At 72.6% G+C, this 16,759-nt stretch carries 17 protein-coding genes and 1 pseudogene; 14 read left to right on the top strand and 4 right to left on the bottom strand.

The genetic code is table 11. From position 1 onward, the window contains the following. From bioD to ACFYZZ_RS37440, 4 genes and pseudogenes are all read left to right on the top strand, one after another. Positions 1 to 717 (top strand): dethiobiotin synthase, encoded by a 717-nt coding sequence (gene bioD / locus ACFYZZ_RS37425; protein ID WP_389186080.1) that lies wholly within the window; start codon positions 1 to 3, stop codon positions 715 to 717. A gap of 175 nt (positions 718 to 892) precedes the next feature. Next, positions 893 to 1,297, top strand: a pseudogene (locus ACFYZZ_RS37430) (transcriptional regulator); the annotation flags it as partial. After that, on the top strand, positions 1,216 to 1,869 hold the full coding sequence (gene folE, locus ACFYZZ_RS37435; protein WP_389186083.1) for a GTP cyclohydrolase I FolE: 654 nt from the start codon (positions 1,216 to 1,218) through the stop codon (positions 1,867 to 1,869). The pseudogene ACFYZZ_RS37430 and the gene folE, both read left to right, overlap by 82 nt. 274 nt (positions 1,870 to 2,143) lie before the next feature. Next, entirely contained in the window at positions 2,144 to 2,836 is a 693-nt protein-coding gene (locus tag ACFYZZ_RS37440) for a class I SAM-dependent methyltransferase (protein ID WP_389186086.1), read from the top strand. Here ACFYZZ_RS37440 and ACFYZZ_RS37445 read toward each other — a convergent pair whose 3' ends face one another. Next, positions 2,837 to 3,211: a fic family toxin-antitoxin system, toxin component gene (locus ACFYZZ_RS37445; RefSeq protein WP_389186089.1), complete on the bottom strand. Its 375-nt coding sequence runs from the start codon at positions 3,209 to 3,211 to the stop codon at positions 2,837 to 2,839. A gap of 4 nt (positions 3,212 to 3,215) precedes the next feature. Next, a complete protein-coding gene (locus tag ACFYZZ_RS37450; RefSeq protein WP_389186092.1) occupies positions 3,216 to 3,458 on the bottom strand; it encodes a toxin-antitoxin system HicB family antitoxin in 243 nt (80 codons plus the stop codon). 171 nt (positions 3,459 to 3,629) lie between these two features. Here ACFYZZ_RS37450 and ACFYZZ_RS37455 point away from each other — a divergent pair, with 171 nt between their 5' ends. The 9 genes from ACFYZZ_RS37455 (at position 3,630) to mug (ending at position 14,006) form a co-directional block, all read left to right on the top strand. Beyond that, positions 3,630 to 4,442 (top strand): ABC transporter ATP-binding protein, encoded by an 813-nt coding sequence (locus ACFYZZ_RS37455; RefSeq protein WP_386579842.1) that lies wholly within the window; start codon positions 3,630 to 3,632, stop codon positions 4,440 to 4,442. Positions 4,443 to 4,446: 4 nt separating this feature from the next. After that, complete coding sequence (locus tag ACFYZZ_RS37460) at positions 4,447 to 7,014, top strand: ABC transporter permease (RefSeq protein ID WP_389186095.1); 2,568 nt, start codon at positions 4,447 to 4,449, stop codon at positions 7,012 to 7,014. Between the two features lie 64 nt (positions 7,015 to 7,078). Further along, positions 7,079 to 7,972, top strand: coding sequence for an LLM class F420-dependent oxidoreductase (locus ACFYZZ_RS37465; RefSeq protein ID WP_389186098.1), 894 nt, complete (start codon positions 7,079 to 7,081; stop codon positions 7,970 to 7,972). Positions 7,973 to 8,017: 45 nt separating this feature from the next. Next, a complete protein-coding gene (locus ACFYZZ_RS37470) occupies positions 8,018 to 8,443 on the top strand; it encodes a GNAT family N-acetyltransferase (RefSeq protein ID WP_389186101.1) in 426 nt (141 codons plus the stop codon). Between the two features lie 143 nt (positions 8,444 to 8,586). Further along, entirely contained in the window at positions 8,587 to 9,942 is a 1,356-nt protein-coding gene (locus tag ACFYZZ_RS37475; RefSeq protein WP_389186104.1) for a hemolysin family protein, read from the top strand. Further along, positions 9,939 to 10,952 (top strand): hemolysin family protein, encoded by a 1,014-nt coding sequence (locus ACFYZZ_RS37480; protein WP_389186107.1) that lies wholly within the window; start codon positions 9,939 to 9,941, stop codon positions 10,950 to 10,952. Before ACFYZZ_RS37475 ends, ACFYZZ_RS37480 begins: the two co-directional genes overlap by 4 nt. Positions 10,953 to 11,024: 72 nt before the next feature. Beyond that, complete coding sequence (locus tag ACFYZZ_RS37485) at positions 11,025 to 11,813, top strand: SGNH/GDSL hydrolase family protein (RefSeq protein ID WP_389186110.1); 789 nt, start codon at positions 11,025 to 11,027, stop codon at positions 11,811 to 11,813. Positions 11,814 to 11,979: 166 nt separating this feature from the next. Beyond that, positions 11,980 to 13,422 carry an adenylosuccinate lyase gene (gene purB / locus ACFYZZ_RS37490; protein WP_389186112.1) on the top strand — a complete coding sequence of 481 codons (1,443 nt, stop codon included), beginning with the start codon at positions 11,980 to 11,982 and terminating at the stop codon, positions 13,420 to 13,422. Positions 13,423 to 13,472: 50 nt separating this feature from the next. Beyond that, entirely contained in the window at positions 13,473 to 14,006 is a 534-nt protein-coding gene (mug, locus tag ACFYZZ_RS37495) for a G/U mismatch-specific DNA glycosylase (RefSeq protein ID WP_389186115.1), read from the top strand. On the opposite strand, the gene ACFYZZ_RS37500 is transcribed toward mug, so the two are convergent. Further along, positions 13,967 to 14,410: a hypothetical protein gene (locus ACFYZZ_RS37500; protein ID WP_389186118.1), complete on the bottom strand. Its 444-nt coding sequence runs from the start codon at positions 14,408 to 14,410 to the stop codon at positions 13,967 to 13,969. The genes mug and ACFYZZ_RS37500 overlap by 40 nt on opposite strands. A gap of 165 nt (positions 14,411 to 14,575) precedes the next feature. On the opposite strand from ACFYZZ_RS37500, the gene ACFYZZ_RS37505 reads away from it, so the two are divergent. Further along, the gene (locus ACFYZZ_RS37505; RefSeq protein WP_389186121.1) at positions 14,576 to 15,733 is read left to right on the top strand and encodes an ROK family transcriptional regulator; all 1,158 of its coding nucleotides are present in this window, start codon (positions 14,576 to 14,578) and stop codon (positions 15,731 to 15,733) included. Between the two features lie 148 nt (positions 15,734 to 15,881). On the opposite strand, the gene ACFYZZ_RS37510 is transcribed toward ACFYZZ_RS37505, so the two are convergent. Continuing rightward, positions 15,882 to 16,643 (bottom strand): GntR family transcriptional regulator, encoded by a 762-nt coding sequence (locus ACFYZZ_RS37510; RefSeq protein WP_386579822.1) that lies wholly within the window; start codon positions 16,641 to 16,643, stop codon positions 15,882 to 15,884. Positions 16,644 to 16,759 lie beyond the last annotated feature (116 nt).

The raw sequence follows: 16,759 nt of genomic DNA on the forward strand, positions 1-16,759 counted from the left end.
ATGCCGGTACTGGTGATCACGGGGACGGGTACGGAGGTCGGCAAGACGGTCACGACCGCGGCCGTCGCCGCCGCGGCGCTCGCGGCCGGGCAGTCGGTCGCCGTGCTGAAGGCCGCGCAGACGGGGGTACGGCCGGACGAGCGCGGCGACGCGGACGAGGTCGCCCGGCTCGCCGGGGCCGTCACGGCCGCCGAACTCGCGCGGTACCCCGATCCGTTGGCTCCGGGTACGGCGGCCCGGCGGGCCGGGATGGCCCCGGTGCATCCGCACGAGGTGGCCGAGGCCGCCGCCAAGCTGGCCACCGAGCACGATCTGGTACTGGTCGAGGGTGCGGGCGGGCTGCTCGTACGGTTCGACGCGGCGGGCGGGACGCTGGCGGACGCGGCCCGGCTGCTGAACGCGCCGGTGCTGGTCGTGGCCTCCGCCGGGCTCGGCACGCTGAACACCACGGAGCTGACGGCCCGTGAACTGGGCGCGCGAGGCCTGGAGCCGGCCGGCGTGGTGATCGGCAGCTGGCCCGACGCCCCCGACCTCGCCTCCCGCTGCAACGTCATGGACCTGCCGGAGGTGGCCGCCGCTCCGCTGCTCGGCGCACTGCCCGCAGGGGCCGGCGCACTCCAGCCCGCCGACTTCCGCACGGCGGCACCCCAGTGGCTGGCCCCGCGCCTGTACGGGACGTGGGACGCGGAGGCGTTCCGGATCCGGGAGGCGCCCTGACGGAAACACCCCAGATCGTGGAGGCGCCCCGGACGCGCGCCCATCCGGGAAGCACCCTGACCGAGACGCGCCCGATCCGGGAAGCACCCTGACGGAAACGGGCCGGATCCCGGAGGCGCCCTGACGCCGGCGCGCACCGGATCCCGGAGGCGTCCTCGGGCCAGTCCGGCGGATCATGCCCGAGCGCCACTACGAACTGGCCGGACGACTCCTCGCCCAGGCCCTGGAGGAATCCGAAACCACCGGCGAACCGGTCCGCACCGTCCTGCATCGAAAGGCCCACGAGCTGGGCAGGCAGCTTGCCGCGCAGAGACAGGCGGGTGTCTTCGACCTGCTGGAGGGCAACGGATTCGAGCACCGCCACGACGGTGACGCCATCGTGCTGGGCAACTGCCCCTTCCACGCGCTCGCCCGCGAACACACCCAGACGGTCTGCGGCATGAACCTGCACCTGCTCCGCGGCGTCCTGGAAGGGCTCGACGAGGGCGGCCTCCAGGCATGCCTGGCTCCCGGCCCCGGTCACTGCTGCGTCCGCCTCCAGCCGGCTTCCTCACCGCCCTCGATCACGCGGCCGTCCTGAGGCGCACCGCCACCTGCCGCCCACAGTTCGCCGAAGCCGAACGCGCCGCCGCCCGGTTCCTTGCAGCACTCGGCAGCGAAAGCGACACCGAAAGCCTGCGCGGCACCCCCGGCCGCATGGCCCGCGCCTACGCCGAACTGTTCGGCCCGCGCCCCTTCGACCTGACGACTTTCCCCAACGATGAGGGTTACGACGAGCTGGTGCTGGCACGCCGCATCCCCGTCCGGTCGGTGTGCGAGCACCACATGCTGCCCGTCGTCGGCACCGCCCACGTCGGCTACCTGCCCGGCCGCCGCATCCTCGGCCTGTCCAAACTGGCCCGCGTCGTCGAACACTTCGCATGCCGGCCCCAGGTCCAAGAACGTCTGACCAAGCAGGTTGCCGACTGGCTGCAGGCGCACCTCGAACCCAAAGGCGTCGGCGTCGTGATCGAAGCCGAACACACCTGCATGACCCTCCGCGGCGTCCAGGCCACCGGCTCGAGCACCTTCACCTCCACACTCCTCGGCACACTCCGCCACGACCCGCGCTCCCGCGCCGAATTCCTCTCCCTCGCCGGCCTGCCCACCTGAGCAACCAGCTCGCCCCCACTCACGCCTGGCACAGGTGGCTCCCCCCACCGGCTGGGCGGGGTGAGCCCGCATCGCGTCGTGCGTCGGATACGGCCCGGACGCGGCGGAGGTTTTCGGGACATGCGCCGGCCGACGACCGGGTTCCGAGTCGTCCTGCGCCATCAACGCGGTGAGCACCCGCCCCTTTCCCTCGTGAGCCGTGACGCGTTCGGCGGGGGTGCGACGGGGGTGTACGGGGGACAATCTCCGTACGCCCGTCCTCCGGGAGGTTGCCATGAGGCTGTCGTCGGCCGGTTCCGGCCAGGTGGCGCAGAGTCCCGTCCACCACCCGCTGTTCGCCCGTTACTACGCCCGGTTCAGTGTGGCCGCGGAGTCCCGGCTCGGTCTGGCCGGGGTGCGTGAGCGGTTGCTCGCGGGGCTGTCCGGGCGGGTGATCGAGATCGGTGCGGGCAACGGGCTGAACTTCGCCCACTACCCGGCGGCGGTCGCGGAGGTCGTGGCGATCGAACCGGAGCCGCTGCTGAGACAGTTGGCGCTGCAGTCCGCGCGGCACGCCCAGGTGCCGGTCGACGTGGTGCCCGGGGCAGCCGAGGCGCTGCCCGTCAAGAGCGAGGCCTTCGACGCGGTCGTGCTGTCGCTGGTGCTGTGCAGCGTGCGGGACGTGCCGCGGGCGCTGGCCGAGGCACGCCGGGTGCTCAGGCCCGGCGGCGAGGTGCGGTTCTTCGAGCACGGCCGGGGCGGCGGCCGGATGATGACGCTGACCCAGCGCACCCTGGACCGGAGGCTGTGGCCGGCGCTGAACGGCGGCTGCCACCTGTCCCGGGAGCCGGTGGCCGCGCTGCGCGAGGCCGGGTTCGAACTCGGCCCGCTGCGGCGGATGCTGGTGCCGGAGAAGGGTCCGAAGCTGCCCGCCTCGTACTGCGTGCTGGGGACCGCCTGGCGGCCCGAGGAGCCGGACCGGCGCTGATCACAGACTCCAGCGGCGCAGTTCCCGGGCGATGTCTTCGATGCTCGCCTCACCGTTCTTGACCAGCCGGGCGAGGTCGCGGACCTGCTCGGGTGTGGTGACGACCTTCAGGCCGCTGGCGACCAGATAGGCGTAGGCGACGGCCGAGGCGAACAGCGCGTTGGAGCGCTCCAGCGCGGGCACGTGGAGAAGCAGCTGGAGCAGGGACGCGGCGCGGGCGTGCGGGGTGTCGTAGACGGGCACACCGAATATCTCGGCCCGGTGCCGGGCGACGGCGGCGACCAGCGCGCCCCAGTCGGTGACCTGCGGATCCCCGGGCGTCCTCTGTTCGGCGAGCATGAGCAGCCAGGCGAGGTCGATGCTGAGATCGCTCAAGGGATCAGCTGCGACCCGCGCCGGAGTCGGTGCCGCGCGTCTCGGTGAACTCCTCGGCGAACACGGACTCGTACTGCTTCATGAAGTCGGCCGCGGCGTCCACGAAGGTGCGACCGGCCTCCCCGGCGTCCTGTCTGACCAGCTCTTCGATGTAGCGGTTGACGCTCATGCCGCGGGCCAGGGCGCGCTCGCGGGCCGCGCGGGCGGTGTCCTCGTCCACGCGCACGTTCAGCTGGGTCTTCGCCATGCTTCGAAGCTAGCGCCGAGGTGCTAGCAACGGCAAGAGCCGCCGGGCGGAAGGTGCCCCTTACACGGTCTCCGACTCCTCGGCCCCAGGGGGGATTCCGGCTGTGCGACGGGTCACACTAGGCTCGGCCCCGACCAGGAGTCGGGACGTCCAGGCGACCGGGAGGCGGTCTTGTCCACACCTGCTGCGGAGTACGCGCCGGGCCTGGCGCCGGACGGCGGGATCGCCGCCCGCGCCCGCGGGCTGACCAAGGCGTACGGCTCGGGCGAGACGGCCGTGCTCGCCCTGGACTCGGTCGACGTCGACATCGCACGCGGCCGGTTCACCGCCGTGATGGGTCCCTCGGGCTCGGGGAAGTCCACGCTGATGCACTGTCTGGCCGGACTGGACGACGCCTCGGCCGGTCAGGTCTGGATCGGCGACACGGAGATCACCGGCCTGAAGGACCGCGAGCTGACCCGGCTGCGCCGGGACCGGATCGGGTTCATGTTCCAGTCGTTCAACCTCATCCCGACGCTGAACGCGGCCGAGAACATCACGCTGCCCATGAACATCGCGGGCCGCAAGCCCGACGAGAAGTGGCTGGACCAGGTCATAGACACCCTCGGGCTGCGCGGGCGGCTGACGCATCGCCCGGCGCAGCTCTCGGGCGGTCAGCAGCAACGGGTCGCCTGCGCGCGGGCGCTGGCCTCCCGGCCCGAGCTGATCTTCGCCGACGAGCCGACCGGCAACCTGGACTCGCGGGCCGGGCTGGAGGTGCTGGGCTTCCTGCGCAGCGCCGTGGACGACCTGGGGCAGACCGTCGTCATGGTCACCCACGACCCGGGCGCCGCCGCCCACTCCGACCTCGTGCTCTTTCTCGCCGACGGACGGATCGTGGACCGGATGGAGCGGCCGACCGCGGATGCCGTACTGGAGCGGATGAAGGCGTTCGACGTGGTGCGCGGACGACTCGGCGACGACAGCCCCGCCCTGGAGGACTGACCCGGTGCTCAAGGCGACCTTGAGGAGCTTCCTCGCGCACAAGGGCCGGCTGGCGCTGTCCGCGCTGGCGGTCGTGCTGTCCGTCGCGTTCGTCGCGGGCAGCCTGATCTTCTCCGACACCGTCACCCGGACCTTCGACCGGCTGTTCGCCTCGACCTCCGCCGATGTGACCGTCGAGCCGAAGCAGGACCTGAAGTCCCCGGTGCCCAGCGGCGCGGTGCAGACCGTGCCCGCGGCCCTGAAGGCGCAGGTGGCGAAGGTCGACGGGGTCGCGGCGGCGCACGCGGACGTGTCGGTGCAGAACGTGGTGGTGGTCGACAGCGCCCACAAGTCGGTGGGCCCGACCACCGGTGCCCCGACGATCGCCACCTCCTGGTACGTCACCCATCGCAGCCCGGTGAAGCTGACCTCCGGTCATGCGCCGAACGGTGCGGGCGAGGCACTGCTGGACGCGGACACCGCCGACAAGAAGCACGTACGGATCGGCGACACGCTGACCGTCCAGGCGCAGCCGGGCACCTTCCGGGTCCGGGTCGTCGGCATCGCCACGTTCACCACCACCAACCCGGGCGCGGCCCTGGTCTTCCTGGACCCCGCTGTGGCCGCCCGCGAACTGCTCGGCTCCGCCGACCGGGCCACCAGCATCTCCGTGGACGCGGCCAAGGGCGTGAGCGACCCGGAACTCAAGCGCCGTGTCGGCGCGGCCATCGGCACCGGCACCTACGACCTGAAGACCGCCGACGAGCAGGCCAAGTCGGCCGCGGCCGACCTCGGCGGCTTCCTCGACGTCATCAAGTACGTGATGCTGGGATTCGCCGGCATCGCCGTGCTCGTGGGCATCTTCCTGATCGTCAACACCTTCTCCATGCTGATCGCCCAGCGCACCCGTGAACTGGGCCTGCTGCGGGCCCTGGGCGCCGACCGGCGGCAGGTGCGGCGGTCGGTGCTCACCGAGGCGGTGCTGCTCGGTGTCGTCGGCTCCACGCTGGGCCTCGCGGCCGGGATCGGCCTGGCGTTCGGGCTGATCCGGCTGATGAGCGCGTTCGGGATGAACCTGAAGGCCACCGAGATGGTCATCGGCTGGGCGACGCCCGTCGCGGCGTACGGCGTCGGCGTCGGCGTCACCTTCGTCGCCGCGTACCTGCCCGCGCGGCGCGCCGCGGCCGTCTCGCCGATGGCGGCCCTCGCGGACGCGGAAGTCGCCGGTGTGGGCAAGCCGTTGAAGGTGCGGGCGATCGTCGGATCCGTGGTCGGGGCGGCCGGCGCGGCCGCGCTGGCCGGGTGCGCGGCGGCCACGAAGACCGCCTCGGCGGCCTCCCTGCTGGGCCTCGGCGTGGTGCTGACGCTGATCGCGACCGTCATCGCGGGACCGCTGCTGGTACGCCCGGTGATCCGGGTCCTGGGCGGGGGCTTCCCTGCCCTGTTCGGCTCGGTCGGCCGGATGAGCCAGCGCAACGCCCTGCGCAATCCGCGCCGTACCGGCGCCACCGCGGCCGCGTTGATGGTGGGCCTCGCGCTGGTCGGCGGGATGTCGGTGGCGAGCGCCTCCATGTCCGCGTCGTTCGACCGGCAGATCGACAAGACGCTGGGCGCCGACTTCACCGTCCAGAACACCAACTTCCTGCCGTTCACCCAGGAGATCACCGACAAGGTCCGCGGCACCGAGGGCGTACGGCTCGTCGTACGGCAGCGGTTCGCGCCCGTGGCCGTACGCCTGCCCGACGGCAAACGGGTGGAGACGACCGCCGCCGGTTACGACCCCCAGGTGGACGAGGTCGCCCATGTCACCTACGCGGCCGGGAACAGCGCAGCGGCCCTCGCGGACGGCGCCCTCGGCATGGACGTCACCTTCGCCAGGGATCACCACGTGCGCCTGGGCAGCACCGTTCCCGTCGAGTTCCCCGGCGGCCGCACCACCGAGATGAGGGTCGGCGCCCTCACGGACCAGGACGGCAGCGGCGGATTCGGCATGCAGGGCGGGCTCTTCTTCGGCATCGCCACCGTGGAGAAGTACGTCCCCGGCGGCCAGGACGCCGCGCTCTACGTCGACAAGGCCGCCGGCACCGGCGCGGACCAGCTGCGCTCCCGGCTGGAGCGGACGCTGAAGCCCTATCCGCAGGTCCAGGTGCGCGACCAGGCCGACTACAAGAAACTCGTCCACGACCAGATCGCCGTGCTGCTCTACCTCGTGTACGCGCTGCTCGGACTCGCGATCGTCATCGCCGTGCTCGGCGTGGTCAACACCCTCGCCCTGTCGGTGGTGGAGCGCACCCGGGAGATCGGACTGCTGCGCGCGATCGGTCTCGGCCGACGGCAGCTCAGGCGGATGATCCGGCTGGAGTCGGTGGTGATCGCCGTGTTCGGCGCGGTCCTCGGGCTGGGGCTCGGGCTCGTGTGGGGCGTGTGCACCCAGCAGGTGCTGGCCCTGCAGGGCATGAGCGCGCTCGCCATCCCCTGGGGCACGATCGTCGGGGTGGTGATCGGCTCGGCCGTCGTGGGCATCGTGGCGGCCCTGCTGCCCGCGCTGCGGGCGTCCCGGATGAACGTGCTGGCGGCGATCGCGCACGAGTGAGCGTGTCCCGGACGTGATGGAATCACGGGCACAGACTCAAGTCACCCGCTGTCGAGGAGAGTTCATGCCGCGCGCGTTCCGTTTCGGGGTCAGTCTGCTCACGCCGTCGCCCGCCGCCGAGTGGCGGGCCAAGTGTCGCCGCGCCGAGGAGCTGGGGTACGACGTGATCCTGGTCCCCGACCACCTCGGGATGGTCGCGCCGTTCCCCGCGCTGGTCGCGGCCGCCGAGGCCACCGAGCGACCCCGGCTCGGCACGTTCGTGCTGAACGCGGGCCTCTGGAACCCCACCCTGCTGGCCCGCGAGGTCGCGACCACGGACGCTCTGACCGGCGGCCGGCTCGAACTCGGCCTGGGGACCGGCTACGTCCAGTCCGAGCACGAGGCGGCCGGGCTGCCGTACGGCTCCCCGCGCGAGCGGGTGGACCATCTGCGGCGCACGGTCGAGGAGCTTGCCCGGCTGCTCGGCGCTGCCGATCACCTGCCCCGCCCGGCCCAGAGCCGGGTGCCGCTGCTGCTCGGCGGCAACGGCGAGCGGATGCTGCGCCTGGCCGCGGAGCACGCGGACGTCGTCGGCTTCACCGGAGCACGGCTGGTGCCGGGCACCACGACGGGGAAGCTGGAGCCCGTCGACGCGGAGGCGGTGGACGAGCGGGTGGCCCGCTACCGGGAGCTGGCGGCGGGCCGGGCCGAACCCGCCGAGCTGAACCTGCTGCTCCAGCTGGTGGCCGTCACCGACGACCCGGAGCCCGTGCTGAAGCCGCTGCTGGAGCGGCAGCCCGGGCTGACCCTGGAGCGCGCGCTGGCGCTGCCCATCGTGCTGGCCGGCCCGCTGGAGGAGGTCGTGGCACGGGTGCGGACGCAGCGGGAGCGGTTCGGTTTCTCGTACCTGACCGTCCTGGAGCCGTACATGGAGGCGTTCGCTCCGGTGATCGCCCGGCTGCGGGAGGAGTCCGCATGATGGAATTCCCCGGGCGGGAGCAGCCCGGTGTGCTGGGCTGAGTCCATGATCGAACTGCGCATACGTGCCGCCCGGCCCGCCGACCTGGACGCCGTCCTCGCCTTCTGGAAGACGGCCGCCGAGGGCACCAGCATCAGCGACGACCGCGCGGGAGTGGAGCGGCTGGTCACCCGCGACCCCGAGGCGCTGATCCTCGCGGAGCACGAGGGTGAGCTGGTCGGCACGGTGATCGCGGGCTTCGACGGCTGGCGCTGCCATCTGTACCGGCTCGCGGTGCATCCGGAGCGGCGGCGGCAGGGCATCGGCTCGGCGCTGCTGGCCGCCGCCGAGGAGCGGTTCGTACAGCTCGGCGGGCGGCGCGGGGACGCGATGGTGCTGGTCGGCAACGAGAGGGCGCACCACGCCTGGCGGGCAGCCGGGTACGCGCCGCAGGAGCAGTGGCGGCGCTGGACGAAGCCGCTCACCGACTAGGCGACTTTGCCCGTCCTTTACCATTGGGGGAGTACTCGGTCCTCGATGAAAGGTTGTGAGCGTCCGCCCATGGGCGATCCTGCCAGTACGCGACACCGCGCGTTCCGCCCCGCCCTGCCCGATCATGGGACTGGGGTGACCCGATGACCGAAGTGCTGCTCCTTCTGGTGGCGATCCTGCTCTCGCTCGCCTGCGGCGGCTTCGTGGCCGCCGAGTTCTCGCTGACCACGGTCGAGCGCGGCGAGCTGGAGCGGGCCGTCGAGCACGGCGAGCGCGGCGCGGCCGGCGCCCTGAAGGCCGTACGGAACCTGACCTTCCAGCTCTCCGGCGCACAGCTCGGCATCACGGTCACCAACCTGGTGGTCGGCATGCTCGCCGAACCGTCGATCGCCAAGCTGCTCGCCGCGCCGTTCGAGGCGATGGGGCTCTCGTCCGCCACGGCGGGCACGGCCGCGCTGGTGCTGGGCACGGCCCTGTCGACGGTGTTCCTGATGGTCGTCGGCGAGCTGGTGCCGAAGAACTGGGCGATCTCCTCGCCGCTGGCCGTGGCGAAGCGGGTGGGCAACCCGCAGCGCTGGTTCAGCGCCGCCTTCCGACCCTTCATCACACACCTCAACAACACGGCCAACCGTGCGGTGCGCCGGATCGGCATCGAGCCCGCCGAGGAGCTGGCCTCCGCGCGCGGGCCCCAGGAGCTGGCGGCCCTCGCCCGGCACTCCGCCAAGGCGGGCGCGCTGGAGGCGGACACAGCCGAACTGTTCGTCCGGACGCTGAACCTGGCCGACCTCACCGCGGAGAACGTGATGACCCCGCGCGTCCAGGTCGTCGCCCTCGACACCCTTGCGACCTGCGAGGACGTGGCGAACGCGACCCGGGCCACGGGCCTGTCCCGGTTCCCGGTCTACCGCGGCAGCCTCGACTCGGTCGTCGGCGTCGCCCACATCAAGGACGTCCTGGCCCTGCCCGCCGAGGAGCGGCCCCGCCGCTCGGTCACCCAGGTGGTGCGCGAGCCCCTGCTGGTGCCCGAGTCCCTCACCGTCGACCGGCTGCTGGACCGGCTCTCCGGCAAGCGCACCATGGCCGTCGTCATCGACGAGTACGGCGGCACGGCCGGCGTGGCGACGCTGGAGGACATCGTCGAGGAGGTCGTCGGAGAGGTACGGGACGAACACGACCCGCACGAGACACCCGACCTCGCCCCCGCCGGCGCCGACGAGACGGGCCGGGCCCTGTACTCCGCGGACGGCGCCGCCCGCACCGACCAGCTCGCGCGCGTGGGTCTGCGCGTGCCCGAGGGGCCGTACGAGACCCTGGCCGGCCTGGTCGCCACCGAGCTGGGCCGCATACCCGAGGTCGGGGACAGAGTCGAGGTGGCCGGCTGGCGGCTGGACGTGGTGGACGCCTCGGGGCGCCGGTCGGCCCGCGTGCTGCTGCACGCGCCGCTGGACGACGCGAAGGGCACCGAGCGGAGCGACGGGAAGACGGAGGGGGCGCGATGACCGCCGTACAGCTGCTGATCGGTCTGACGACGCTGGTCGTCAACGCCTTCTTCGTGGCCGCCGAGTTCGCGCTGATCTCCGTGCGCCGCTCCCAGATCGAGCCGCTCGCCCAGGAGGGCGACCGGCGCGCGAAGAGCGTGCTGTGGGGTCTGGAGCACGTCTCCGCGCTGCTGGCCGCAGCCCAGCTGGGCATCACGCTGTGCACGCTGGTCCTGGGTGTGGTCGCCGAGCCGGCGATCGCGCATCTGCTGGAGCCGGTGTTCCACGCGGTCGGTGTGTCCAAGAGCGCGGGCCACGCCGTGTCCTTCGTGATCGCGCTGACCCTGGCCACCTATCTGCACATGCTGCTGGGCGAGATGGTGCCCAAGAACATCGCGCTGGCCGAACCCGTGCACAGCGCGCTGCTGCTCGGCCCTCCCCTGGTCGCGCTGTCCCGGGCGCTGCGCCCGGTGATCTTCGCGATCAACACCTTCGCCAACGGGCTGCTGAAGCTGCTCAGGGTGGAGGCCAAGGGCGAGGTCGCGGCGACCTTCACGGACACCGAACTCGCCGACATCGTCAAGGACGCCAGCGCGGCGGGACTGATCGACGACCGGGCGCAGGAGCGGCTGCACGACGCCCTGGAGCTGGGGCGACGGCCGGTGCGGGACGTGGTCGTGCCCCTGGAGCGGGTGGTGTACGCCCGCGTGGGCGTCACGGCGGAGCAGCTGGAACGGCTGTCGGCCGATTCGGGCTTCTCCCGGTTCCCGGTGGTCGACGAGGGCCGCCGGATCGTCGGGTATCTGCACGTCAAGGACGCGCTGGACGCCCTGCCCCGGGACACGCCGTTCCGGCTGCGCGACATGCGGCCCATCGCGCGGGTGCGCGAGAGCACCCCGCTGGACGACGTCCTCACCGCGATGCGGGGCAGCCGTACGCACGTCGCGGGCGTGCTCGGCGACGACGGGCGGCTGGCCGGGCTGGTGACCATGGAGGACGTGCTGCGGGAGCTGTTCGCGCAGCCCGCGTGAGGGACGTCGCGTCCCGGATCGTCCGGGGTGACCGACCGCTGGGTATGGAGCCGGGATACCATCGCTGTCGCCATGCAGACGAATCCCATACCTCCCACGCACTCCAGCCTGGTCGCGGTCGGCGACTCCTTCACCGAGGGCATGTCGGACCTGCTGCCCGACGGCTCCTACCGGGGCTGGGCCGACCTGCTCGCCACGCGGATGGCCGCCCGCACCCCCGGGTTCCGGTACGCCAACCTCGCGGTGCGCGGCAAGCTCATCGGGCAGATCGTGGACGAGCAGGTCGACGTGGCGGCCGCGATGAACCCCGACGTGATCACGCTCGTCGGCGGGCTCAACGACACGCTGCGGCCCAAGTGCGACATGGGCCGGGTGCGGGGGCTGCTGACGGAGGCCGTCGAGCGGCTGGCCCCCAGCTGCCGGCAGCTCGTGCTGATGCGCAGCCCCGGCCGGCAGGGCCCGGTGCTGGAGCGGTTCCGGCCGCGCATGGAGGAGCTGTTCGGCTGCGTCGACGAGCTGGCCGAGCGGCACGGCGCCCTGGTCGTCGACCTGTACGGGGCGCCGTCGCTGGCCGACCCGCGGCTGTGGGACGTGGACCGGCTGCATCTGACGGCCGAGGGGCACCGCCGGGTCGCCGAGGCGGTGTGGCAGACGCTCGGCTACCCGCCCGAGGACGCCGAGTGGCGTACGCCGATGCCGGCCACCGAGCCGCCCGGGTGGGTCTCGCGGCGGGCCGCGGACGCCCGGTTCGCCAAGCAGCACCTGCTGCCGTGGATCGGCCGCCGCCTGACCGGCCGCTCCTCCGGCGACGGCCGCCCGGCGAAGCGGCCGGAGCTGCTGCCGTACGAGGGGCCGGCGTAGCGTACTCGTGAGCTTTGCGGAGGCCAGGGCCTGGCCCGGGCACCGGCCTTACCGTGCCGACGTGCCGGCACGGCCCGCCGATTTCCGTCGTGACGCAGGTCTCGTAGCTTCCGCTGAAGAAGGCCCTGGCGGTGGCCTGCATAAACCGCCAGTAGAATCTGGACACGTGACTTCTGCGCCCGCCAAGCCCCGCATCCCGAACGTCCTCGCCGGACGCTACGCCTCCACCGAGCTCGCCACGCTCTGGTCCCCCGAGCAGAAGGTGAAGCTGGAGCGGCAGCTCTGGCTCGCCGTGCTGCGGGCCCAGAAGGACCTCGGCATCGAGGTGCCGGACGAGGCGATCTCCGACTACGAGCGCGTCCTCGACACCGTGGACCTGGCCTCGATCGCCGAGCGCGAGAAGGTCACCCGGCACGATGTGAAGGCGCGGATCGAGGAGTTCAACGACCTCGCCGGGCACGAGCACGTGCACAAGGGCATGACCTCCCGTGACCTGACGGAGAACGTCGAGCAGCTGCAGATCCGGCTGTCGCTGGAGCTGATGCGCGACCGCACGGTGGCCGTGCTGGCGCGGCTGGGCAAGCTGGCCGGCGAGTACGCCGAGCTGGTCATGGCGGGCCGCTCGCACAACGTGGCCGCCCAGGCCACGACCCTCGGCAAGCGCTTCGCGACCGCCGCCGACGAGCTGCTCGTCGCCCACGGCCGGGTCGAGGAGCTGCTGGGCCGCTACCCGCTGCGTGGCATCAAGGGCCCGGTCGGCACCGCGCAGGACATGCTGGACCTGCTGGGCGGTGACGCCTCGAAGCTCGCCGACCTGGAGGACCGGATCGCGCGGCACCTGGGCTTCTCGCAGGCGTTCACCTCGGTCGGCCAGGTCTACCCGCGCTCGCTGGACTACGAGGTCGTGACCGCGCTGGTGCAGCTGGCGGCGGCGCCGTCCTCGCTGGCCAAGACGATCCGGCTGATGGCCGGGCACGAGCTGGTCACCGAGGGCTTCAAGCCGGGCCAGGTCGGCTCCTCGGCGATGCCGCACAAGATGAACACCCGCTCCTGCGAGCGCGTCAACGGCCTGATGGTGATCCTGCGCGGCTACGCCTCGATGACCGGTGAGCTGGCGGGCGACCAGTGGAACGAGGGCGACGTCTCCTGCTCGGTGGTGCGCCGCGTCGCGCTGCCGGACGCGTTCTTCGCCCTTGACGGCCTGCTGGAGACCTTCCTGACGGTGCTCGACGAGTTCGGCGCCTTCCCCGCCGTGGTCGCCCGTGAGCTGGACCGCTACCTGCCGTTCCTCGCCACCACCAAGGTGCTCATGGGCGCCGTGCGCTCCGGGGTCGGCCGCGAGGTCGCGCACGAGGCGATCAAGGAGAACGCCGTCGCCACCGCGCTCGCCATGCGCGAGCAGGGCGCCGAGCGCAACGACCTGCTCGACAAGCTCGCCGCCGACGAGCGGCTGCCGCTCGACCGGGAGCAGCTGGCGGCACTGATGGCCGACAAGCTGTCCTTCACCGGCGCGGCCGCCGACCAGGTCGGCGTGGTCGTCGGCCGGATCGAGGAGATCGTCAAGCAGCGCCCGGAGGCCGCCGGCTACACGCCCGGAGCGATCCTCTGACCCTTACCCGGGCGGAACTGGAGGCCGCCCGCGACCGTCTCGTTCCCGACGTGGTCGCGGACGGTCTCCAGGTGCTGTTCTGCGGCATCAACCCGGGGCTGATGACGGCGGCCACGGGCCATCACTTCGCCCGCCCGGGCAACCGCTTCTGGCCGGTGCTGCACCTGTCCGGGTTCACCCCGAGGCTGCTGAAGCCCGCGGAGCAGCAGGAGCTGCTGTCGTACGGGCTCGGCATCACGAACGTGGTGGCCCGGGCGACCGCGCGGGCCGACGAGTTGAGCGCCGAGGAGTACGTCGAGGGCGGGCGGCTGCTGACGGCCAAGGTGACGCGACGGCGGCCGAAGTGGCTGGCCGTGGTCGGGGTGACCGCGTACCGGGCGGCCTTCGGGGACCGCAAGGCTCAAGTGGGGCCGCAGGAGCGGATGATCGGCGACACGCGGGTGTGGGTGCTGCCCAATCCCAGCGGGCTGAACGCGCATTGGACGGCGGCGACGATGGCGGAGGAGTTCGCGCTGCTGCGGAAGGCCGCGGGCGGCACGTCGGATCAGGGGGGATCCGTTTCGGTCACGACGCCGAGGAGTTGAAAGGGCAGCTCCTTGCCCCACTGGGAGACGCCGAGGGCGACCCATCGGCCCGTCCCGGCCGCCTCCCACAGGTGGACGTCCGGCACGTGCCCACTGAGTCCGGCCCACGGCTCGGGTATGTCCTCGCCCTCCGTCGTCCGGCCGAAGACGGTGCGCAGGCTGAAGTGCTGCGGTGGCCCCCACCGGTCGGTGAGCCGCTCCACGAGGCCGTCCCGGTCGGCCTCGTACTGCGCCGCCGTCTCCTCCCGTTCGGTGCCGTCGTCCTCCCAGAACTCGCCGCTGGTCTGTAAGGCGACCAGGTGATAGCCGGGCCCGCTCTCGCCGTGCTCCGTCCTGCCGTACGCCGTGGGGAACTCCCGGGCGCACAGCAGGTCGATGAGGGTCAGACACTTTGCGATGTCCATGTGATCCAGTAAAGCGGGCCCCACTGACAATTGGCGGGCCGTCAGGCAAGCCTGTGCCGGGCCGTCAGGCCGCCTCGTGCCGGGCCGCCGGAGCCCGGCACTCGCCGGGGTGGGCCCGGCCGAGTACGATCCGCCCAACACGCCCGCGAGCTGGGAGGACCGACGGTGGGCCAGCTGACCGGCGGCGATCCCTCGCTGCTGCGAAGGATCAATTCCGCGGTGGTGCTGCACGCTCTGCGTGCCACGGACTGCGCGACGCTCACCGAGATCACCCGGGTCACGGGACTGTCCCGGCCGACCGTCGAGGGAGTCGTCGAAGGGCTCATCGAAGCGGGGCTCGTGGTCGAGAAGGCGGCCGAGGAGGGCACCGCACGCCGTCAGGGGCGACCGGCTCGCCGGTTCCGGTTCCGCGCCGAGGCCGGGCATCTGCTGGGCCTGGAGATCGGCGCCCACCGCGTCGCCGCGCTTCTGTCCGATCTGGACGGACGGGTGCTGGGCGCGCAGGCCAAGGAGGTGGACGAGACAGCCCCGGCGGACGAACGCCTGGAGCGGCTGCGCGGCGCCGTCGCCGAGCTGCTGCGCCGGGCCGGGGTCGCACGCAGTTCGCTGCGGGCGGTGGGCGTGGGCACTCCGGGCATCGTGGAGGCCGACGGCACGGTACGGCTGGGCACGGCCCTGCCGCAGTGGACGGGCCTGAAGCTCGGCGAGCGGCTCAGCCGCTCCTTCAAGTGCCCGGTGCTGGTCGAGAACGACGCCAACGCGGCGGCCGTCGCCGAGCACTGGAAGGGTGCGGCGACGGAGACGGACGACGTGGTGTTCGTGCTGGCCGGGCTCAGCCCGGGCGCGGGTTCACTGATCGGCGGACGGCTGCACCGCGGGTACGGCGGGGCGGCCGGTGAGATCGGCGCGCTCCATCTGCTGGGCCGGGAGGCGACCCCGGAGACGCTGCTGTCCACCACCGACGAGCCGCTGCACCCGCTCGACGAACAGGCCGTCGCCGAGGTGTTCGCACTCGCCCGCGAGGGCGACCAGCGGGCTCGGGCGGCCGTCGAACGCTTCATCCAGCGCCTGGTCCACGACGTGGCCGCGCTGGTGCTGGCCCTCGACCCGGAGCTGGTCGTGATCGGCGGCTGGGCGGCCGGCCTGGACGGCGTACTCGATCCCCTGCGCCGCGAACTCGCCCGCTACTGCCTGCGCCCACCCCGGGTGACGCTGTCCCTCCTGGGCGAGGCAGCCGTGGCCACAGGCGCCCTCCGCCTCGCCCTCGACCACGTCGAGGAGCAGCTGTTCGCGGTGGAGGGCACGGTCACGGCGCGGCGATAGGGCCTGTCCGGCGGATCGCGTCGCGGGGAGGCAGCGCTGCCTGATCAGCACGGGTGGGCGGGGCCTGGTGCCTGGAGCTGCACGGTGGACGGGCGGGACACCGCGCGCCCCGGAGAGGTTCCCGGGGCGCGGTGGGGTCGGCTGGGGCTCAGGAGGCCCGCTGCTCGGGGTCGTGGTGTATCTCCACGTCGGGCGAGTCGCCGAAGGTGAGGCGGCAGGTGTCGGCGCGGTAGGTCGCCACGGAGAGGGCCACGGTGCGGCCGCCCGCGAAGAAGCGGGTGGTGACGACCAGGACGGGTGCGCCGGGCAGCCGGTCGAGGTCCTTGGCGTCGTCCGCGCGGGCGGAGCCCAGCTCGACGGCGCGGTCCTGGCCCTCCAGCTCCTGGCGCTGCAGCTCGCGCAGCACCGCACGCGCGCGTGCCGGGCCGGACGGGGCGTCGATCGCGGTGAGGTCGGGCACCGAGGCGGCCGGGACGTAGAGCAGTTCGGTGGCGACGAGCTGGCCGTGGGACATCCGGGAGCGGCGCACGATGTGCACGGGCTCGCCGGAGTCGGCCTCCAGGGCGGCGGCCACGGCCACCGGCGGCGCGGACTGGACGCAGTCGACCGGCTGCCAGGCGTCGTCCGCGGCCCCCGGCCAGGCGTGCTGCTCGCTGCCGACGGCCACGCCCACGCGCGGGGGCGCGACGGTCGTGCCGACACCGCGGCGACGCTGCAGCCGGCCTTCCAGCTCCAGCTGCTCCAAGGCCTGGCGGAGCGTTGCACGGGCCACGCCGAAGCGGGCGGCGAGGTCGCGCTCGTTGGGCAGGATCTCGCCGACCGAGAACTCGGAGTCGAGTGCCTCACTGAGCACGGTCTTGAGATGCCAGTACTTCGGTTCCGGCACCGATTCCAGCTGCTGGGTCCCCACCCTGTCCTCCGCAAGAGCCGTGGTCCGGCGGTTTTTAGCGCCCTTGTTTATTAAAGGTTGTTGCACTTATCTGCGACCATAGGGCGGCCGAAACCCTTGGTCAAGACCAATCCTCC

Source organism: Streptomyces sp. NPDC001816 (assembly GCF_042892235.1).
GTDB lineage: Bacteria > Actinomycetota > Actinomycetes > Streptomycetales > Streptomycetaceae > Streptomyces.